At 54.5% G+C, this 19643-nt stretch carries 19 protein-coding genes and 2 pseudogenes; 12 read left to right on the plus strand and 9 right to left on the minus strand.

Going from position 1 to position 19643, the window contains the following annotated elements; all coding sequences use genetic code 11:
* The first annotated feature begins 45 nt into the window (after window positions 1-45).
* Entirely contained in the window at window positions 46-774 is a 729-nt protein-coding gene (locus tag EXW94_RS02385; protein ID WP_174339398.1) for a MerR family transcriptional regulator, read from the plus strand.
* Between the two features lie 161 nt (window positions 775-935).
* Here the strand turns inward: EXW94_RS02385 and EXW94_RS02390 are convergent, their stop codons facing one another.
* Both EXW94_RS02390 and EXW94_RS02395 read right to left on the minus strand, forming a co-directional pair.
* On the minus strand, window positions 936-1427 hold the full coding sequence (locus tag EXW94_RS02390; protein WP_148399478.1) for a type VI secretion system tube protein TssD: 492 nt from the start codon (window positions 1425-1427) through the stop codon (window positions 936-938).
* Window positions 1428-1668: 241 nt separating this feature from the next.
* Window positions 1669-2192: pseudogene (locus tag EXW94_RS02395) on the minus strand (DUF2778 domain-containing protein).
* A gap of 442 nt (window positions 2193-2634) precedes the next feature.
* Between EXW94_RS02395 and sufA the strand changes: the two are divergent.
* From sufA to EXW94_RS02430, 7 genes are all read left to right on the plus strand, one after another.
* On the plus strand, window positions 2635-3003 hold the full coding sequence (gene sufA, locus EXW94_RS02400) for a Fe-S cluster assembly scaffold SufA (RefSeq protein WP_010430228.1): 369 nt from the start codon (window positions 2635-2637) through the stop codon (window positions 3001-3003).
* An 8-nt stretch (window positions 3004-3011) separates the two neighbouring features.
* Window positions 3012-4502 carry a Fe-S cluster assembly protein SufB gene (gene sufB, locus EXW94_RS02405; protein ID WP_174339399.1) on the plus strand — a complete coding sequence of 497 codons (1491 nt, stop codon included), beginning with the start codon at window positions 3012-3014 and terminating at the stop codon, window positions 4500-4502.
* Window positions 4503-4511: 9 nt separating this feature from the next.
* Window positions 4512-5258, plus strand: a complete 747-nt coding sequence (gene sufC / locus EXW94_RS02410; protein WP_108416836.1) for a Fe-S cluster assembly ATPase SufC — start codon at window positions 4512-4514, stop codon at window positions 5256-5258.
* Window positions 5233-6504, plus strand: coding sequence for a Fe-S cluster assembly protein SufD (sufD, locus tag EXW94_RS02415; RefSeq protein ID WP_174339400.1), 1272 nt, complete (start codon window positions 5233-5235; stop codon window positions 6502-6504). The genes sufC and sufD overlap by 26 nt, the downstream gene beginning before the upstream one ends.
* Complete coding sequence (gene sufS, locus EXW94_RS02420; RefSeq protein WP_108416838.1) at window positions 6501-7721, plus strand: cysteine desulfurase SufS; 1221 nt, start codon at window positions 6501-6503, stop codon at window positions 7719-7721. The genes sufD and sufS overlap by 4 nt, the downstream gene beginning before the upstream one ends.
* 14 nt (window positions 7722-7735) lie before the next feature.
* The gene (sufE, locus tag EXW94_RS02425; RefSeq protein WP_108416839.1) at window positions 7736-8152 is read left to right on the plus strand and encodes a cysteine desulfuration protein SufE; all 417 of its coding nucleotides are present in this window, start codon (window positions 7736-7738) and stop codon (window positions 8150-8152) included.
* A gap of 97 nt (window positions 8153-8249) precedes the next feature.
* Window positions 8250-9263, plus strand: coding sequence for a L,D-transpeptidase family protein (locus EXW94_RS02430; protein ID WP_174339401.1), 1014 nt, complete (start codon window positions 8250-8252; stop codon window positions 9261-9263).
* 60 nt (window positions 9264-9323) lie between these two features.
* Here EXW94_RS02430 and lpp read toward each other — a convergent pair whose 3' ends face one another.
* The 4 genes and pseudogenes from lpp to EXW94_RS02450 all read right to left on the minus strand — a co-directional run bounded on the left by lpp (window position 9324) and on the right by EXW94_RS02450 (window position 14186).
* Entirely contained in the window at window positions 9324-9560 is a 237-nt protein-coding gene (gene lpp / locus EXW94_RS02435; RefSeq protein ID WP_010430241.1) for a murein lipoprotein Lpp, read from the minus strand.
* Window positions 9561-9869: 309 nt separating this feature from the next.
* A complete protein-coding gene (pykF, locus tag EXW94_RS02440; RefSeq protein ID WP_120158826.1) occupies window positions 9870-11282 on the minus strand; it encodes a pyruvate kinase PykF in 1413 nt (470 codons plus the stop codon).
* A 377-nt stretch (window positions 11283-11659) separates the two neighbouring features.
* On the minus strand, window positions 11660-12805 hold the full coding sequence (locus EXW94_RS02445; protein WP_010430244.1) for a PLP-dependent aspartate aminotransferase family protein: 1146 nt from the start codon (window positions 12803-12805) through the stop codon (window positions 11660-11662).
* A gap of 11 nt (window positions 12806-12816) precedes the next feature.
* A pseudogene (locus EXW94_RS02450) lies at window positions 12817-14186 on the minus strand (pyridoxal-phosphate dependent enzyme).
* A gap of 401 nt (window positions 14187-14587) precedes the next feature.
* Here EXW94_RS02450 and EXW94_RS02455 point away from each other — a divergent pair.
* The 4 genes from EXW94_RS02455 (at window position 14588) to fumD (ending at window position 17430) form a co-directional block, all read left to right on the plus strand.
* Window positions 14588-15610, plus strand: coding sequence for a methionine ABC transporter ATP-binding protein (locus EXW94_RS02455; protein WP_089599778.1), 1023 nt, complete (start codon window positions 14588-14590; stop codon window positions 15608-15610).
* On the plus strand, window positions 15603-16271 hold the full coding sequence (locus EXW94_RS02460; protein WP_010430251.1) for a methionine ABC transporter permease: 669 nt from the start codon (window positions 15603-15605) through the stop codon (window positions 16269-16271). Before EXW94_RS02455 ends, EXW94_RS02460 begins: the two co-directional genes overlap by 8 nt.
* A gap of 28 nt (window positions 16272-16299) precedes the next feature.
* The gene (locus EXW94_RS02465; RefSeq protein WP_174339402.1) at window positions 16300-17112 is read left to right on the plus strand and encodes a MetQ/NlpA family ABC transporter substrate-binding protein; all 813 of its coding nucleotides are present in this window, start codon (window positions 16300-16302) and stop codon (window positions 17110-17112) included.
* Window positions 17113-17220: 108 nt separating this feature from the next.
* Window positions 17221-17430: a fumarate hydratase FumD gene (fumD, locus tag EXW94_RS02470; protein WP_008500615.1), complete on the plus strand. Its 210-nt coding sequence runs from the start codon at window positions 17221-17223 to the stop codon at window positions 17428-17430.
* Here the strand turns inward: fumD and EXW94_RS02475 are convergent.
* Genes EXW94_RS02475 through EXW94_RS02485 form a run of 3 tightly spaced genes read right to left on the minus strand, consistent with a single transcriptional unit; the run spans window position 17411 to window position 19642 of the window.
* Window positions 17411-18097: an amino acid ABC transporter permease gene (locus tag EXW94_RS02475; protein WP_010430258.1), complete on the minus strand. Its 687-nt coding sequence runs from the start codon at window positions 18095-18097 to the stop codon at window positions 17411-17413. The genes fumD and EXW94_RS02475 overlap by 20 nt on opposite strands.
* Entirely contained in the window at window positions 18081-18827 is a 747-nt protein-coding gene (locus EXW94_RS02480) for an amino acid ABC transporter permease (protein WP_174339403.1), read from the minus strand. Before EXW94_RS02480 ends, EXW94_RS02475 begins: the two co-directional genes overlap by 17 nt.
* A complete protein-coding gene (locus EXW94_RS02485) occupies window positions 18827-19642 on the minus strand; it encodes an amino acid ABC transporter ATP-binding protein (protein ID WP_010430263.1) in 816 nt (271 codons plus the stop codon). Before EXW94_RS02485 ends, EXW94_RS02480 begins: the two co-directional genes overlap by 1 nt.
* Window position 19643 lies beyond the last annotated feature (1 nt).

Genomic DNA, 19643 nt, shown 5'->3' on the forward strand with positions numbered 1-19643 from the left:
AGGTTGGTGCGGTTAGGTATGGAAGTGTTGAGCGTGAGGGAGTTAATGGCCTATTACAGTATCGGCGAAGTCGCCGAACGATGCGGTATCAACCCCGTTACGCTGCGCGCCTGGCAACGCCGTTATGGTTTGTTGAAGCCGCAACGCAGCGAAGGGGGCCATCGTCAGTTTGACGATGAGGATATCCTGCGTATCGAAGAGATCAAGCGCCTGATGAAAACCGGCGTCTCGGTCGGAAAAGTCAAAGCGTTACTGGAAAATAAAGAAGAGCTGACGCAGGGCAACTGGGCCTCTTTCCAGGAAGAGATGATGACGGTTCTGCGTTACGCCAGCCCGGGTAAACTGCGCGCCAAAATCGGCGAGTTCCGGCGCGATCATGCGATGGATGCGCTGATTGATAACATTATTTCTCCGGTCCGACAGCGAATGAACCAGGACCAAAATACCGTGCGTCACATGGCGAGTCTGTTTGACGGCGTACTGATCGAATTCGCGGTTGCAAGCCTGGCGGAATCCCGCAAGAAAGCCGGTAAAGACGCTCTACTGATTGGCTGGGAATGCGATGACCGCACCCACCTATGGCTGGAAGCCGCGCGCTTATCGCAGAAGGGCTGGCACATTGACGTCTTGGCTGAACCCATCGATTCACCGCGTCCTGAACTGTTCCCGGGGCAAAAAATCTTCGTCTGGACGGGGAAATCCCCCACACCTCGCCAGCAGGAACAGCTCGATCACTGGCGCGAACAGGGGTTTGCTGTTTCATTTCATCACTGATCGTAAGAGGCCTTGAGGGCCTTTTTTTGTTTTTGTCACTTCCTGAGCAAAAGTTAACTTCGCATGTTTAATGGGCCGAGGCGTCATCAGGAGCGTGAAAGGATGAGCACCATTACCAGATAATTCACAAAATAATAGGTGGTGGTGCTCCTTATTATTACTCAGCTTGTATGGCGCTCATTCCATGCATCTGAAAATTGGATATTACCGTCAATAATTCTCCAGGTGATTTTTTCATATTGAATGCTGACACTTTCAATATGATTCATTTTATCGTTGCCCGCAAGCTTAACATTTGGAACGCTACAGTGGACGCCCGTTAATTTCACATTCTCCATAAGAACGGTGTAATAGCAAACCTCCTGACCTGCATCATTGATGTGATAAAACCTGATTTCTGCGCTTTTCAACGTCTGCCCGGTTGCTGCAGCCTTGTAAAGATATGGTGTAGCGCTATCAACTTCTTTTTCAATCATCATGGATGAGTGCTGGCGGGTGCCGGTGATTTTGCCGTTTGCGCTGTCAACGGGCAAGTTTATGCCATGGCTCAGGCCGATAATTTCAATACTTCCTTCACGATCTTGTACGTCAACAGATCCTTTGATATCTGCACCGCCATCGTCTTTAAGCCACATATAGGGAGGTATAGGCATTTATTTATTCCTTATTTTTTCGAGTAAATTCATTGTTATAATATAAAAAGGGATGATGATAATTAGCATTGTAACCCAGTCAATAAATGAGTAGGCGTCATACATTGATTCTGCATTCTCATTTCCGGTGATAATCATGGCTGTTGTTCTGACTAAATCATAGTTAATATATATCTCAGGGCCTGGTAGTATATGACCTACAGTGAGTAATAAAATGAGAAAATAAATAATTTTACATGCCCTACGAGCAAGGTTTTTTAATGTGGCCACCAGCTACGACCTCCACCCATCCCCGCGCCATTAATGACCTCATGCATGGGACCTGAATAAGTGATGTATTCATTAGCGCGTTATGAATCATCGCAAAAACAGACATGTTGGCGATAGTTATGCAACCTTTTGAAACCGTGCCTGGTGGAGTCGGAAATTTCCACGTTTTACGCTTTCTACCCATGTGTAATCATCAATACCCCAGTCATCACGCCACAAAGCAAACCAGTCCGATTTACCAAAAGCATTTCTGCCAATAAATCTGTTAGCTCCATCGTGAATTTCCTCTTTTTTTTGCGAAAACCAGTTACCCTCCCTGCGATCTACAATCCAGTATTTCCCTAAGGGAATAGGACCCGTATTGGCGACATGTCCGCAACTGGCATTGTTTCTGCTGGCCCCCAACCCTGAGTGCGCCATGAACACGCCCACCCCATACAAATCGAAAGGCGCGTAATCTGCGCCGTTCAGAATCATCTTTCCCTGTAACGCCATATGACACCTATTTTCCATTAAATGTGTATGGTTAATGCTACAGCGATTGATAATGTGATCCAGAGGGACTGCATGATTTTCAGAAAAAGACTCTGATTATCCGATTGTTTGCTGCTGGGGTAGCACTTGTTTCTGTGCGCCAAAGCGCATTCGTTTGACTATGTTTACGACAGCTAAAGAAGCTATCTTAAAAATAGGCATTTCCGATGCATATTTTACTTTTCTCCTCATCGCCACAAATGCCGCGGCGAAATGCATTATTTATCAATGCATTGAACAATTAAATCCATCCTGCCTGCATCCTTCTACAGGGTCTATGCTTAATAAAAGTAACCAAAAAGGGCGGTTTACCCGGATGCCCCTACTGACAGGGGGTTGAAGTGATAATCGTTATCACTAACATGGTGTTATGCCCTGATGGCTATTCAGACGAGGTGGACCTATGGAACTGCATTCAGAAACCTTTAATCCGGCCGATTTTGCCTGGCGCGGTTTAACGCTCACGCCAGCGGCGGCGGCACACATTCACGAGCTGGTGGCGAAAAAGCCCGAGATCCTTGGCGTGCGTTTAGGCGTCAAACAGACCGGATGCGCAGGTTTTGGTTACGTGCTTGATACCGTCACCGAACCCGAGAAAGATGACCTGGTCTTCGAAACCGACGGCGCGAAACTGTTCGTTGCGCTGCAGGCGATGCCCTTTATTGACGGCACCGAAGTGGACTACGTCCGCGAAGGCTTAAACCAGTTATTCAAATTTCATAACCCGAAAGCCCAGAACGAATGCGGCTGCGGCGAAAGCTTTGGGGTATAGGCGGTACTATGTCTCGTAATACTGAAGCAACGAGTGATGTGAACACCTGGAGCGGCGGACACCTGAATTATAAAGAAGGGTTCTTCACGCAGCTGCAGACCGATGAGCTGGCGAAAGGCATCAACGAAGATGTCGTACGGGCGATCTCGGCCAAACGTAACGAACCCGAGTGGATGCTCGAATTTCGTCTGAGCGCCTTCCGCGCCTGGCTGGAAATGGAAGAGCCGCACTGGCTGAAAGCGCACTACGACAAGCTGAACTATCAGGATTACAGCTACTACTCCGCGCCCTCCTGCGGCAGCTGTGACGACACCTGCGCCTCGCAGCCGGGTGCGGTACAGCAAACCGGCGCAGAAAACAGCTTCCTGAGCAAAGAAGTTGAAGAAGCCTTTAATCAGCTTGGCGTGCCCGTTCGCGAAGGAAGAGAGGTGGCGGTGGACGCCATTTTTGACTCCGTCTCGGTGGCGACCACCTACCGCGAGAAGCTGGCAGAGCAGGGGATCATTTTCTGCTCCTTCGGCGAAGCGATTCACGATCACCCGGAACTGGTGAAAAAGTACATTGGGACCGTGGTGCCCTCTAACGATAATTTCTTCGCGGCGCTCAACGCGGCGGTAGCCTCCGACGGCACCTTTATTTATGTGCCGAAAGGCGTACGTTGCCCGATGGAGCTGTCGACTTATTTCCGTATCAACGCGGAAAAAACTGGCCAGTTCGAACGTACCATTCTGGTGGCCGATGAAGGCAGCTACGTCAGCTATATCGAAGGCTGTTCCGCGCCGGTACGAGATAGCTATCAGCTGCACGCGGCGGTGGTGGAAGTCATCATCCACAAAGACGCCGAGGTGAAATACTCCACGGTGCAAAACTGGTTCCCGGGCGACGGCAACACCGGCGGTATCCTGAACTTCGTCACCAAGCGCGCACTGTGCGAAGGCGAAAACAGCAAGATGTCCTGGACCCAGTCGGAAACCGGCTCGGCCATTACCTGGAAATACCCGAGCTGCATCCTGCGCGGGGATAACTCCATCGGTGAGTTTTACTCGGTGGCGCTGACCAGCGGCCATCAGCAGGCCGATACCGGCACCAAGATGATCCACATTGGTAAAAACACCAAATCCACCATTATCTCGAAAGGGATCTCCGCCGGGCACAGCCAGAACAGCTATCGCGGGCTGGTGAAAATCATGCCGACGGCCACCAACGTGCGTAACTTTACCCAGTGTGACTCAATGCTGATTGGCGCTGACTGCGGCGCGCATACCTTCCCGTACGTCGAGTGCCGTAATAACACGGCCCAGCTTGAGCACGAAGCGACCACGTCGCGCATCGGGGAAGACCAGCTCTTCTACTGCCTGCAGCGCGGGATCAGTGAAGAAGATGCCATTTCAATGATTGTGAACGGCTTCTGTAAGGACGTGTTCTCTGAACTGCCGCTGGAATTCGCCGTTGAAGCACAAAAACTCCTCGCCATTAGTCTTGAACACAGCGTCGGTTAAGGAAAGCACATGTTAAGCATTAAAGATTTACAGGTTAGCGTGGAAGAGAAAGCCATCCTGCGTGGCCTCAATTTTGACATTAAGCCGGGTGAAGTTCATGCCATCATGGGGCCGAACGGCTCCGGGAAAAGTACGCTTTCCGCGACGCTGGCAGGACGCGAAGATTACGAAGTCACCCACGGCTCCGTCGAGTTTAACGGCAAAGATCTGCTGGAGATGTCGCCGGAAGAGCGGGCCGGGGAGGGCATTTTTATGGCCTTCCAGTACCCGGTAGAAATTCCGGGCGTCAGCAATCAGTTCTTCCTGCAGACGGCGCTGAACGCGGTGCGCAAATATCGCGGTCTCGACGCGCTGGACCGCTTCGACTTCCAGGATCTGATGGAAGAGAAGATCAAGCTGCTGAAAATGCCGGAAGACCTGCTGACCCGTTCGGTCAACGTCGGCTTCTCCGGCGGTGAGAAAAAGCGTAACGACATTCTGCAGATGGCGGTGCTCGAGCCCGAGCTGTGCATTCTTGATGAGACCGATTCAGGCCTGGACATCGACGCCCTGAAGATTGTCGCGGACGGGGTGAACTCGCTGCGTGACGGCAAGCGCTCGTTTATTATCGTCACCCACTACCAACGCATTCTTGACTACATCAAACCAGACTACGTCCACGTGCTTTACCAGGGGCGCATTGTGAAATCCGGCGATTTCACGCTGGTTAAACAACTGGAGGAGCAGGGTTATGGCTGGCTTACCGAACAGCAGTAATGCACTCCAGCAGTGGCACCGGCTGTTTGAAACGCAGGGGCAATCGCGTTCTGAACAGGCTCAGCAGCACCTTCAGCAGATGCTGCGTCTGGGTCTGCCCACCCGTAAGCACGAAAACTGGAAATACACACCGCTCGATGGCCTGCTGAACGGCGAGTTTGTCACGCGCTCGGCGGACGTCACTCCGGCCCAGCGAGACGGGCTGGCGTTACCTGTGGATGCGCTGCGCCTGGTCTTTGTCGACGGCGTGTTTCACCCGGAACTCAGTGACGAGACGCAACACAGCGGCTTTGAGATCGCCGTGAATGACGTTCATCAGAGTCTGGCCGCACCGGTTCAGCCGGAGGTCTTCCTGCATCTCACCGAAAGTCTGGCGCAGTCTGTGACGCATATCAGCGTGAAACGTAACCAGCGTCCGGCGAAGCCGCTGCTGCTGATGCACATCACTCAGGGGCTGGACGGTGACGAAATCAACACCGCGCACTATCGCCATCATCTTGAACTGGCGGAGGGGGCAGAGGCCACGGTGATTGAACATTACGTCAGCCTCAACGAGACGCGCCACTTTACCGGCTCGCGTCTGACGATGAATGTGGCGGCCAATGCCCAGCTTCACCACATCAAGCTGGCGTTTGAGAACCCCCAGAGCCACCACTTTGCCCATAACGACATTTTACTTGGGCAAGATGCCGCGGCCTACAGCCATAGCTTCCTGCTCGGCAGCGTGGTGCTGCGCCACAATACCAGCACCCAGCTTAACGGTGAAAATACCACGCTACGTATTAACAGCCTGGCGATGCCGGTCAAGTCTGAAGTGTGCGACACGCGCACCTGGCTTGAGCACAACAAAGGCTATTGCAACAGCCGTCAGCTGCATAAAACGATCGTCAGCGACAAAGGGCGCGCGGTGTTTAACGGCCTGATTAACGTGGCCCAGCACGCCATTAAAACCGACGGACAGATGACCAACAACAACCTGCTGCTGGGGCGTCTGGCGGAAGTGGACACCAAACCGCAGCTGGAGATCTACGCCGATGACGTGAAATGCAGCCACGGTGCGACGGTCGGGCGGATTGACGATGAGCAGATGTTCTACCTGCGCTCCCGCGGTATCGATCGGCAGGCGGCGCAGAAGATGATCATCTACGCGTTTGCCGCCGAGCTGACGGAAGCGCTGCACGATGGCGCGTTAAAACAGCAGGTGCTGGCCCGTATCGGTCAGCGTCTGCCTGGAGGCGAAGCATGAGTTTTCCCGTCGAGAAAGTACGGGCAGATTTTCCCGTTCTGACCCGTGAAGTGAACGGTCTGCCGCTGGCCTATCTGGACAGCGCGGCCAGCGCGCAGAAACCGAATCAGGTGGTGGATGCAGAAGCCGAATTCTATCGTCACGGCTATGCCGCCGTGCATCGCGGTATTCATACCCTGAGCGCCGAGGCGACCCAGCGTATGGAAAACGTGCGCACGCAGATTGCCGCTTTCCTCAATGCGCAATCGCCTGAAGAGCTGGTCTTCGTGCGCGGCACCACCGAAGGGATCAACCTGGTCGCCAACAGCTGGGGCAACGCACAGGTGCATGCGGGCGATAACATCGTCATCACGCAAATGGAGCACCACGCCAATATCGTGCCGTGGCAAATGCTCTGTGAGCGCGTTGGTGCGCAGCTGCGGGTGATCCCGTTGAATGCCGACGGGACGCTTCAGCTTGAGCAGCTTGACGCGTTGCTGGATGAGCGCACGCGGCTGGTGGCCGTCACCCAGGTCTCTAACGTACTGGGGACTGAGAACCCGGTGGCGGAGATTATCGCAAAGGCCCATCAGGCAGGGGCGAAGGTACTGATTGACGGCGCGCAGGCGGTGATGCACCACGCGGTTGATGTCCAGGCGCTGGACTGCGATTTCTACGTCTTCTCGGGACACAAACTCTACGGCCCGACCGGGATTGGCGTGCTGTATGTGAAAGAAGACATCCTGCAGGCGATGCCGCCGTGGGAAGGGGGCGGGTCGATGATCGCCACCGTTAGCCTCTCAGAAGGGACTACCTACGCCCGCGCGCCGTGGCGTTTTGAGGCGGGCACGCCCAACACCGGGGGCATTATCGGGCTGGGGGCGGCGGTCTCCTACGTTTCTGCGATTGGCCTTGATGCCATTCAGGAATATGAACAGCTGCTGATGCACTATGCGCTTGCCCAGCTTGCCAGCGTACCGGATTTAACCTTATACGGCCCGGCTGACCGACAGGGTGTGATTGCGTTTAATCTGGGTAAACATCACGCCTATGACGTGGGCAGTTTTCTGGATAATTATGGCGTGGCGGTCCGTACCGGGCATCACTGCGCCATGCCCCTGATGGCGTTTTACCAGGTGCCGGCAATGTGTCGCGCGTCGCTGGTGATGTACAACACAACGGAAGAGGTCGACAGGCTGGTGGCGGGGCTTAAGCGCATTCACCAGTTGCTGGGCTAACGGAGAGGCGAAAGATGGCAGAACTGCCGGATAAAGATAAATTGCTGCGCAACTTCGGGCGTTGCGCTAACTGGGAAGAGAAATATCTCTATATTATTGAGTTGGGGCAGCGTTTAGCGCCGCTCAGCGAAGAGGCGCATAACCCGGATAATATTATTCAGGGCTGCCAGAGCCAGGTGTGGATTGTGATGAAGCAATCTGCCGATGGCACTATCGAATTACATGGCGACAGCGACGCTGCGATTGTGAAAGGGCTTATTGCCGTCGTCTTTATTCTCTATCACCAGATGTCGGCGCAGGACATTGTCGCTTTTGATGTTCGTCCCTGGTTCGAAAAAATGGCACTCACCCAACATCTCACCCCGTCCCGATCCCAGGGACTGGAAGCGATGATCCGCGGCATTCGCGCCAAAGCTGCAATCCTTAGCTAGACTTACAGAACAGCATTCATTCTGTTTCGCGAGGTGGTTCCCGCCTCGCTGGTTTTTCAGCTTTCTGGCGTTCTGTCAGTGAATAAGGAATCTCAGCATGAAGCGCGCGTCTCTAATAACTCTATTACTCCTTGGTTCGCTCGGTGTGCTTAATTCGGCCCGGGCGGTGGATTATCCGTTGCCGCCCGCAGGCAGCCGTCTGATTGGGCAAAATCAAACCTACACGATTCAGGAAGGCGACAATAAACTGCAGGCCATTGCCCGCCGGTTTAATACGGCTGCTCAGCTTATTCTTGAAACCAATAATACCATTGCACCGGTGAACCCCGCGCCGGGGACGGTGATCACCATTCCTTCTCAAATGCTGCTGCCGGATACCCCGCGGGAAGGGATCGTGGTCAACCTGGCTGAGCTTCGGCTTTACTATTTCCCGCCGGGGGAGAATATCGTTCAGGTCTTCCCGCTCGGTATCGGGCAGCTGGGACTGGAAACGCCGGTGACGACCACCCGCGTGAGTCAGAAAATCCCTAATCCAACCTGGACACCGACAGCGGGCATCAGGGCGCGCTCTCTGGCGCAAGGAATTAAATTGCCGCCGGTCGTGCCAGCAGGGCCAAATAACCCGTTAGGACGCTTTGCGCTGCGTTTAGGCGTAGGGAACGGTGAATATCTCATCCACGGCACCAGCGCGCCGGACAGCGTCGGTTTACGGGTCAGTTCAGGCTGTATGCGGATGAACGCGCCGGATATCAAAGCGCTTTTTGGGCAGGTGCGTGTTGGCACGCGGGTCCAGATTATCAATGAGCCGGTGAAGTTTGCCGTCGAGCCGGACGGGAAACGCTACATCGAAGTACACCGTCCGTTGGCGCAGGTCGAGGGGGAAAACCCACAGGTAGCGCCCATTAGCCACTCCGAAGATTTCGCGACCTTCGTGTCTCAATCGGGGAGTGATAAAGCGCTGATCGATAAAGCCCTGTCACGTCGTGCGGGGATCCCTGTTGTGGTGTCTGCCGGTAATGGCCCGTCAGCCAGCAACAGCGTGTTGTCGGTGCAGAACAGTCGGGTGTCAACTGCGGTAGCGGAAGACGAAGGGGAGAAGGTGACGCAGTAGGGGTTTGACGCAGGCAAAAAAAATGGCGCACAATGTGCGCCATTTTATTAACAGGTACTATTACTTACGGTATTTAGTAGCCTGGTTGTCCAGACGCTGGTTAGCGCGAGCTGCGTCGTCTTTAGCAGCCTGAACGTCGGAACGGATTGCGTTCACGTCGTTGCTCAGCTGGTCAACTTTAGCGTTCAGAGTCTGAACGTCAGAAGACAGCTGATCGATTTTAGCGTTGCTGGAGCAACCTGCCAGCAGAGTAGAACCCAGGATTACCGCGCCCAGTACCAGTTTAGTACGATTCATTATTAATACCCTCTAGATTGAGTTAATCTCCATGTAGCGTTACAAGTATTACACAAAGTTTTTTGGGTTGAGAATATTTTTTTGATGGGAATACGCCTATTTTTGATCGTTCGCTCAAAGAAGCAACGAATTTGGCCTTTTTGTCGAAAAAGCCATGTTAAAAAAGGCATTTTTCATCGGATTCATCTTAGATAAATCGCAATTAAATAGAAAAACCCGATTTGCAATTTGAATGACTTTGGCTAATGCCGAGAATAAAAAAAGCGCCCGGCGGGCGCTTTTTATCAAAATTAATTCGTTCGGGAATTATTACAGCACGTGAACAGATGCAGTGTTAGTGGTACCTGCTGGAACCAGAGCACCAGAAACCATCACCACAACGTCGCCTTTCTGTGCCAGACCGCTTTCCAGCGCCATCGCTTTACCCTGAATGTAGAAATCATCGGTAGACGCGATCTCTTTCACCAGATGAGCAACCACGCCTTTACTCAGCACCAGCTGACGCGCGGTGGTTTCATTGGTGGTCAGGGCCAGGATGGTGGCATCCGGGAAGTATTTACGCACTGCACGAGCAGATTTACCGCCCTGGGTCGCTACCACGATCAGCGGTGCGTCCAGTTTCTCAGCGGTTTCAACTGCACCGCGGCACACAGCTTCGGTGATGCGCAGTTTGCGGCTGTCGTTGTTGAAGTCCAGACGGCTGGTCATCACGCGGTCAGTACGCTCGCAGATGGTCGCCATGATGCCGACCGCTTCCAGCGGGTATTTACCCTTAGCTGACTCACCGGACAGCATCACTGCATCGGTACCGTCGAGGATGGCGTTCGCCACGTCACCTGCTTCAGCGCGGGTAGGGCGTGGGTTTTTGATCATGGAGTCCAGCATCTGCGTTGCAGTGATAACCACTTTACGCGCGCGAACGCATTTCTCGATCATCATCTTCTGCGCGAAGATCACTTCTTCAACGGGGATCTCAACGCCCAGGTCGCCACGTGCAACCATGATGCCGTCTGACGCTTCGAGAATTTCGTCGAAGTTGTTCAGGCCTTCCTGGTTTTCGATTTTGGAGATGATCTGGATCTTCTCGCCGCCGTGCGCTTTCAGGTGCTCACGGATCTCAACCACGTCAGAACGCTTACGGATGAAGGATGCAGCAACGAAATCAACACCTTGCTCGCAACCAAAGATCAGGTCCTGTTTGTCTTTTTCAGCCAGTGCTGGCAGCGCGATAGAAACGCCCGGCAGGTTAACGCCTTTGTTTTCGCCCAGGTCGCCGTTGTTCAGCACTTTACACACAACGTTTTTGCCTTCGATAGCGGTGACTTCCATACCGATCAGGCCATCGTCCACCAGCACGGTGTTGCCGACGGACAGATCGCTGGTGAAGCCTTCGTAGGTCACTGCAACGATTTCGCTGTTACCAACAACAGATTTGTCGGTGGTGAAGGTGAAGGTCTGGCCCGCTTTCAGAGAAACGTCGTTACCGCCTTCCAGTTTGATGGTACGGATTTCCGGACCTTTGGTATCCAGCAGAATAGCGGCTTTTTTGCCGGTCTTGCTCATCACGTTGCGCAAGTTCTGGATACGCTGGCCGTGCTCAGCATAGTCGCCGTGGGAGAAGTTCAGACGCATCACGTTCATGCCGGCATCCAGCATTTTGCTCAGCATCTCTTCAGATTCGGTTTTCGGGCCGATAGTACAAACAATTTTCGTCTTTTTCATGACAGTCTTAGTCTTTAAGTTGGGAAGGATATGGAAATCTCGCTCCGGGGGCGCACCGCCGCGGAGTCAAACCTGTGTTGCAAAAGAGTATATGACACGCACTAAGGATAGGAGACATCAAATGAGCGTGCAGAAGAAAGTGTGCCTGTGTGTCAGCCCAACGAAGGAGAGGAGAAGTTGTACGTTGTTTTTTGTATTCCAAGCGCTGAAACCATTCACCAGGGATTTGGCGCGCATTATACGCTGATTTTAAGATAAAAGGAAAATGGAAACAGCGCTTCAAAAATAATCTGTGCAGATTCACATAAGTTTGTTATCAATGCGTTAAGGCATAATGACAACTTATGGCGGCAGGTGCCTGACCTGCCGCGTTTTGCTTATTTTTGCAGCGCCTGGCTGAGGTCGGCAATCAGGTCTTTCGGATCTTCAATTCCGACTGACAGGCGGATCAGCTGCGGCACTATGCCGTTGGCCAGGCGTTGTTCCAGCGGAATCGACGCGTGGGTCATGCTGTAGGGCTGGCTCACCAGACTCTCCACCCCGCCCAGGCTTTCCGCGAGGGTGAACAACTTCAGGTTGCGGATCACCTCGGTGGCGCGTTGCGCATCGCCTTTCACCACGACGGAAATCATCCCGCCCGGCAGCGCCATCTGCGTACGGGCAAGCTGATATTGTGGATGCGATTCCAGACCGGGATAGAAAACGTTTTCCACCAGAGGATGCTGATCGAGCCATTGCGCAATCGCCAGCGCGTTGGTGCTGTGCTTTTCGACGCGCAGCGCAAGGGTGCGAATACCGCGCAGCGTCAGGAAGCTGCTGAACGGATCCAATACGCCGCCCACCGCGTTTTGCAGATAACCCAGCTTATCCGCCAGTTCCTTGTTGTCCCCGACAATTGCCAGCCCGGCCACCACGTCTGAGTGGCCGTTCAGGTATTTGGTGGCGGAGTGCACCACGATATCGAAACCTGATTCCAGCGGACGGTGGATCACCGGCGACGCGAAGGTGTTATCCGCCACGCTGATGACGTTATGACGACGGGCAATTTGCGCAATAGCCGCCAGATCCGCCAGCTTCAGCAGCGGGTTGGTTGGCGTTTCAACCCACACCATGCGGGTTTCCGGACGAATGGCGGCCTCAAGCCCGGCCAGGTCGTCCGGTTTAACCCAGCTGACCTGCAGACCGGTGCTGCGCTTGCGCACGTTTTCAATCAGGCGATACGTCCCGCCGTAAACGTCATCAATGGCGACAATATGGCTGTCTTTATCGAGCAGTTCGAGCACCGTGGAGATGGCCGCCAGACCGGAGGCAAACGCGTAGCCGCGCGAGCCGCCTTCCAGTTCGGCGATGGCGGTTTCCAGCGCGTGGCGGGTGGGGTTGCCGCTGCGGGAATACTCATAGCCGGTATGCTCGCCGGGTGACGGTTGCGCAAACGTCGAGGTAGCGTAAATCGGCGGCATGACGGCGCCGTGCTGGTCGTTGAACTCGCCGCTGTGAACGCTCAGGGTTGCCAGGTTTTTCATCTCTTATTCCTTTATTGTTGTAGACGGTTGCGCCAGGCGGTCAGGACGTCGCTGCGCGTGATCAGACCCAAAAAGCGGTCGTTGTCATTAATAACGGCCACCAGGCCACGGTCGAAAATAGCGTTCAGGGCGCTCTCAGGGGCGTGTTTATCAAGGAACTCCACCTGACGCGTCATGGCTGCCGTTACCGGAAGGGCGAAGCGATCGCCATCGCCGCCGATATGCCGCAGCAGATCCCACTCGTCGATGATGCCCACCACCTTGCCGTTCTCCAGCACCGGAAGCTGGGAGATGTCATACAAACGCATGCGCGCCAGTACGGTTGAAAGCGTGTCATCCGGGGCGGCGGTGACGGTGGCACCTTCATCGTGACGCAGGGCAATATAGTCGGAGAGATCGCCAGCCTGAGGACGCGTGATGAGCCCTTGCTGACGCATCCAGTCATCGTTGAACATCTTCGAGAGATATTTATTGCCGCTGTCGCAGGCGAAGGTGACCACGCGTTTCGGCGTGTCTGCGCCTGACAATATTTCAGCGCCGCCGCCAGCAGCGTGCCGCTGGAGGAGCCCGCCAGAATGCCTTCCGTTTTCAGCAGATCGCGTGCGGTGGTGAAGGCTTCGCGGTCGGTGATGCGCCAGGCGCGATTCACCCCTTCGATGTGGGCCAGCGGCGGAATAAAGTCTTCGCCAATCCCTTCAACCAGCCATGAGCCTGCATCGTGATAGCGTCCGGTTTCCACCTGATCGGCCAGAACCGATCCGGCCGGGTCTGCCAGGACAAACTCCGTATCGGGGGAATGTTCCGCAAACCACGCCTGTAATCCGCCCAGCGTGCCGCCAGAGCCCACGCCGACAACAATGGCGTCGATCCGCCCATCAAGCTGTTCAAACAGTTCCGGCGCCGTCGTGGTGCGGTGCGCCAACGGGTTGGCCTCATTATTGAACTGGTCGATGTAAAACGCGCCGGGCAGCTCGTTGGCCAGACGCTGGGCGTAATCCTGGTAATAGGCCGGATGCCCCTTATTCACATCGGAGCGGGTCAACACCACCTGAGCCCCCAGCGCGCGCAGGTGGAAAATCTTTTCGCGGCTCATTTTGTCGGGTACTACCAGGATCAGCGAGTAGCCTTTCTGCGCGGCGATCAGGGCCAGGCCGAGGCCGGTATTGCCCGCCGTCGCTTCTATAATCGTGCCACCCGGCTGCAGTTGGCCGGTGCGCTCCGCTTCGTTGATCATCGACAGCGCAACGCGGTCTTTAATCGAGCCGCCGGGATTTTGGTTTTCCAGCTTCAGAAACAAGGAGCAGGGACCGGTATCGAGTTTGTGCAGCTGGATAAGCGGCGTGTGGCCAATCAGTTCGGTGACGGAGTGATAAATCGTCATGGTCTTTTTCCTTTAACGAGGTCATGACCGGATGATAGGACCATGAAAATTTCTCAATAAAGAACGTTTCACTGCCTTTTAGAACAGAAAGGAATATTCAGCATGTTTTCGGATGTAAGGACAGCAAGACGTAAAGTTGTCTGGATGTGAGGATGGCTATATCGGGATAAAATGCTGCAAAAATGACCATTTTTTCAGCGGGTCAGCCATCGAATATGCGTATGGCAGATAATCATTGCTGAAAATGATCTAAATGCTTTCCAGCCGTTAAATTCACGGTTTATTTCCGAAAGTTATAACACATTCTTTTTTGTTCATTTAAAACCTGATAACGCCTGTTTACTATCGTTTGGACATCCATACTGCTAAACCGCCATGAGCGGAACGGATAACGAATAAGAATGATTGTACTGAGCAATATTTCGAAGGTTTTTGACAACGGAAAGGTGGCACTGACAGCCGTTGATAATGTCAATTTGACGATAGCGCAGGGACAGATTTACGGGATTATCGGTTACAGCGGCGCCGGGAAAAGTACGCTTATCCGCCTGCTGAACGGTCTGGAAAAACCCAGTACCGGCAGCGTAACCATCAACGGGCAGAATATTTCTGCCGCTAAGGGCGAAGCCTTACGACAGGCGCGACTGAAGATCAGCATGGTGTTCCAGCATTTCAACCTGCTCTGGTCGCGAACGGTTAACGAGAACATCGCCTTCTCGATGCAAATCGCGGGCGTGCCTAAAGCCAATATCAAGGCGCGCGTTGCTGAGCTGGTGGATTTGGTCGGCCTGAAAGGGCGCGAGAATGCGTACCCGTCCCAGCTGAGCGGCGGGCAAAAACAGCGCGTGGGCATTGCGCGCGCGCTGGCCAATAACCCGGACGTGCTGCTCTGCGACGAAGCCACGTCGGCTCTTGACCCACAGACCACCGATCAGATCCTCGATCTACTGCTGGATATTAACCGTCGTTTCAAACTCACTATCGTGCTGATCACCCACGAGATGCACGTGGTGCGCAAAATCTGCGACCGCGTGGCGGTGATGGAGAATGGCAAGGTGGTGGAAGAGGGCGACGTCCTGAGCGTCTTTACCCATCCGCAACAGCCCATCACGCAACAGTTTGTTCGTCAGGTGAGCCAGTACGCCGAGGAAGAGACCTTCAACGCTGAGCTGGCAAATGAACTGGAAGGCACGGTTATCAAGCTGACCTTTACCGGACATAGCACGCATAAGCCTGTTGTCGGTGAATTAACGCTGCGCTATGGCCTGCCGTTTAACATCCTGCACGGAAAAATGACGCAAACCGCCCACGGTGTTTTCGGGCAACTCTGGGTGCACGTAGTGGCATCTGATGAACAACTGAACAATATCCTCGCCGACCTGCAGCACAGCGATATTGAAGGCGAGGTGATTAAACATGGCTGAGGATCTCTTTCCGCATCTGAAGTGGGACCAGCTGTGGGCAGCAACCCAGGAGACGCTGTACATGACCGCGCTCTCCGGCGTGGCGACCTTTGTTCTGGGGCTCGTGCTCGGTCTGGCGCTGTTTTTAACCGCGCGCGGCGGGCTGTTCCATAACCGCACGGTCTACAGTGTGATTTCGATTGTGGTGAACGTTTTCCGCTCCATTCCGTTCATCATCCTGATTGTATTGCTGATCCCGTTCACGAAAACCATCGTGGGGACCATCCTTGGCGCCAACGCGGCACTCCCGGCGCTGATTGTGGGCGCAGCACCGTTCTACGCACGCCTGGTGGAAATCGCCCTGCGTGAAGTGGATAAAGGCGTTATAGAAGCAACGCGCTCGATGGGCGCACGACTGAGCACGTTAGTGTTTCGGGTTTTACTGCCGGAATCATCACCTGCACTGGTTTCAGGTATTACGGTGACGCTGATTGCGCTGGTGAGCTACAGCGCAATGGCGGGGGTGATTGGTGCCGGCGGTTTGGGAAATCTGGCTTATCTGGAAGGATTCCAGCGCAACCATGGTGACGTCACGCTGGTGGCAACGGTGACCATTTTAATCATCGTTTTCATTATCCAGTTCTGCGGCGACATCATTACTTCACTGTTAGATAAAAGATAAACACGAATAACACACAGGAACCATCATCATGAAAAAGACACTGACACTGATCGCCGCAGCAACCCTGATCGCCTTGAGCTTCGCCTCCTGGGCTGACACGCTGACCGTAGGCGCGTCCAACACGCCGCACGCCGAAATTCTGGAGCAGGCGAAGCCGATTCTGGCGAAGCAGGGTATCGACCTGGAGATTAAACCGTTCCAGGACTACATTCTGCCTAACACCGCGCTGGCGGGACGTGACATCGATGCGAACTATTTCCAGCATATTCCTTACCTGAACAGCGTGCTGAAAGATCATGCGGGCGATAAAGACTACGATTTTGTCAGCGCAGGCGCGATCCACATTGAGCCAATCGGTATCTACTCTAAAAAATACAAGTCGCTGAAAGACCTGCCGGAAGGCGGCAAGATCATCATGCGTGACGCGGTCTCCGAAGAGGGTCGCATTCTCTCTATCTTCGAGAAAGAGGGCGTGATCAAGCTGAAGCCGGGCATTGATAAAGTGACCGCGCGCATCAGCGATATCGTCGAAAACCCCAAAAAACTGCAGTTCACACCTAACGTCGAAGCGTCTCTTCTGCCGCAGATGTATAACAACGATGAAGGCGCTGCGGTGGTGATCAACGCCAACTACGCGATTGATGCAGGTCTGGACCCGGTTCACGATCCGATTGCGGTAGAGAGTGGTGAAAATAACCCGTACGCCAACATCATTACCGTACACCGCGGTGATGAGAAGAAAAAAGATATCGTTGCGCTGGTGAACGTCCTGCACTCCAAAGAGATTCAGGACTGGATCCGCACCAAATACAAAGGCGCGGTCATTCCCGTAAACAACTAATTAGCTGATTTTTGAGATGAAGCCCGGCGAGTCTCTCGTCGGGCTTCTTTTTTGTATCCAGCCGATGAATCATTTAAGCTGGCGCTTTAGGGCAATGGAGTGAAGGCAATGGGCAATGTGACCAAAGACGAAGCGCTGTACCAGGAGATGTGTCGGGTGGTCGGCAAGGTCGTTCTCGAAATGCGTGATTTAGGGCAGGAGCCAAAGCATATTGTGATTGCTGGTGTGCTGCGAACCGCGCTGGCGAACCAGCGCGTCAAACGCAGTGAATTGACAACCGAAGCGATGGAAACGGTGGTTAAAGCGCTGGCCGGGTAATGCGCCAGCGCTTCGCGAGTTGCTCAAGCGAGCAGCACAGCAGGTAGTAAACCACCCCCGTAAAGATAAAAATGGCCGCCGGGTAGATTTGCACCCGGTTGTTCACCTGGCCCGCCACGGTGGTCAGTTCAGGTACGTTCACAATAAACGCCAGCGACGTATCCTTCAGCAGGCTGATAAATATCCCCACCAGAGACGGCAGAATATTGCGCATCACCTGCGGGAGCAGCACGCGCCACAAGGTTTGCCGCGTGCTGAATCCCTGAGTCAGTGCCGCTTCATATTGCCCGGCGGGCAACGCGTTTAGTCCGGCGAGTACCGAATGCATAACCGATGCCGCCGTGAACCAGGCCAGCGCCAGCGTCACGGTAAGGGCGCCGGGCAGATCGCCGCCGGTCATCAGCGGCAGCAGATACCACATCCAGAAAATCACAAAGATGAGCGGAATGCCGCGTATCAACTCTGCCCACAGGAACAGCGCCTTACGCACAAGCCCGGGATAGCGCCACGCGGCGCACGCCAGCGCAATTCCGCAGGGCAGAGCAAGTATGGCGGCTCCTGCGGCCATCAGCAGCGAGAGCAACACGCCACCGGGTTCACCCGCAGCAGCACGTCCCCACAGCAGATAATCCAGGTTATCAACAATCACGTTAAATCCGGCAATCATGCTGAGTCCTCCCTGCGCGGGGGCCGAGTCGCGTCAGTAGCATACCCATTAGCACGCCGGTAAGCAGATACAGTGCGGTTCCCACGGTAAAGGCCTCCAGCGCGTGCGCGTTATAGCTTTCAATCTGCCGCACCTGATAGGTGAGTTCGGCAAAGCCAATGCCGCTGGCGAGCGAGGAGAGCTTCATCAGGTTGAGATACTGACCGACGACAGGCTGCCAGGCATTCGCCAGTCCTTGCGGCAGCAGAATGTAGCGGAATAACCGCCAGGCAGAAAACCCCTGCGCCAGCGCCGCCTCCCGCTGTCCGTTGGGGACGGAACGCAGCCCGGACTCAATCTCCTCAATTAAAAAGGCCGAGGTGAACACGCCCAGCCCCCAGGCAGAACATAAAAATTCAGGCGTGAACCACCAGACGTCACCGGGCAAAATCGACCAGGCGTGATCGGCATTCACGACCTCCCGAAACCCGAGCGGCAGCCCGTTCCAGGCGGCGAAGTACCAGAACAGGAGCTGCACCAGCAGCGGCGTGTTGCGAAACAGCGAGACCCACCCGCTGACGACGGCATGACCGAACCGTCCTGCGGAGAGGCGAAGCAGCAGAAAAAACAGCGCAAGCAGGGTGGCAAGTACCACGCCCGCGAGCGTGACCCACAGCGTGGTGAGAAAACCGGATACTATCCACTGCAGGGGCTGCCCGGTCAGCACTCCCTGCCAGTCGAGCGCGGCCATTACAGCGGCTCCTGGTGAAGCGGGTCGAGCACTTTTTGCAGGAACCGCTGGGCGCGTGGATGCGACGGTTGACTGAAAAATTGCGCAGGCGGGGCGGTTTCGAGAATGTGTCCGCCGTCGATAAAGACGATCCGGTCAGCAATCTCCCGGGCAAACTGCATTTCGTGCGTCACCACAATCATGGTGATCCCACTGTGGGCGAGGGCTTTCATCACATATAACACTTCGCCAATCATCTCGGGATCGAGGGCTGACGTCGGTTCATCAAAGAGAATGATTTGCGGCGACGAGGCCAGCGCGCGAGCAATCGCCACGCGCTGCTGCTGGCCGCCGGAAAGCTGTGCGGGAAAATGATGGGCTTTTTCCAGCATCCCGACCTTTTCCAGCAGCGCCAGCGCGCGCTCCTGGGCGGGCTGCGGCTTCCAGCCGTGAACGTGCTCCAGCGCCAGGGTAATGTTCTGGCTGGCGGTGAGGTGGGCGTAAAGGTTAAATTGCTGGAACACAAAACCGACGCGGCTGCGTAACTGGCGCAGTGCCGCAGTGGCAAGCCGGGCGGTGGGTTTGTTATCAATCAGAATGTCGCCGTCACTGAGGGTTTCAAGCTGGTTGATAAGACGGATCAACGTCGATTTCCCCGAACCGGATGGACCGAGGATCGCCACCACTTCACCCGGAGAAATGCTGAGGTTAATGCCTTTTAATACCTCATGGTCGCCGTAACGTTTTACGACGTCACGAAACTCGACGCTGGCGTGTTCCAGATGTGAAAAATCCGCGGCACCGGCCGCGGAGTGTGAAAATAAACCTGAGAGCATA

It is taken from the genome of Enterobacter sp. JMULE2 (genome assembly GCF_013337145.1).
In the GTDB taxonomy this organism is placed as follows: Bacteria; Pseudomonadota; Gammaproteobacteria; order Enterobacterales; family Enterobacteriaceae; genus Enterobacter; species Enterobacter mori.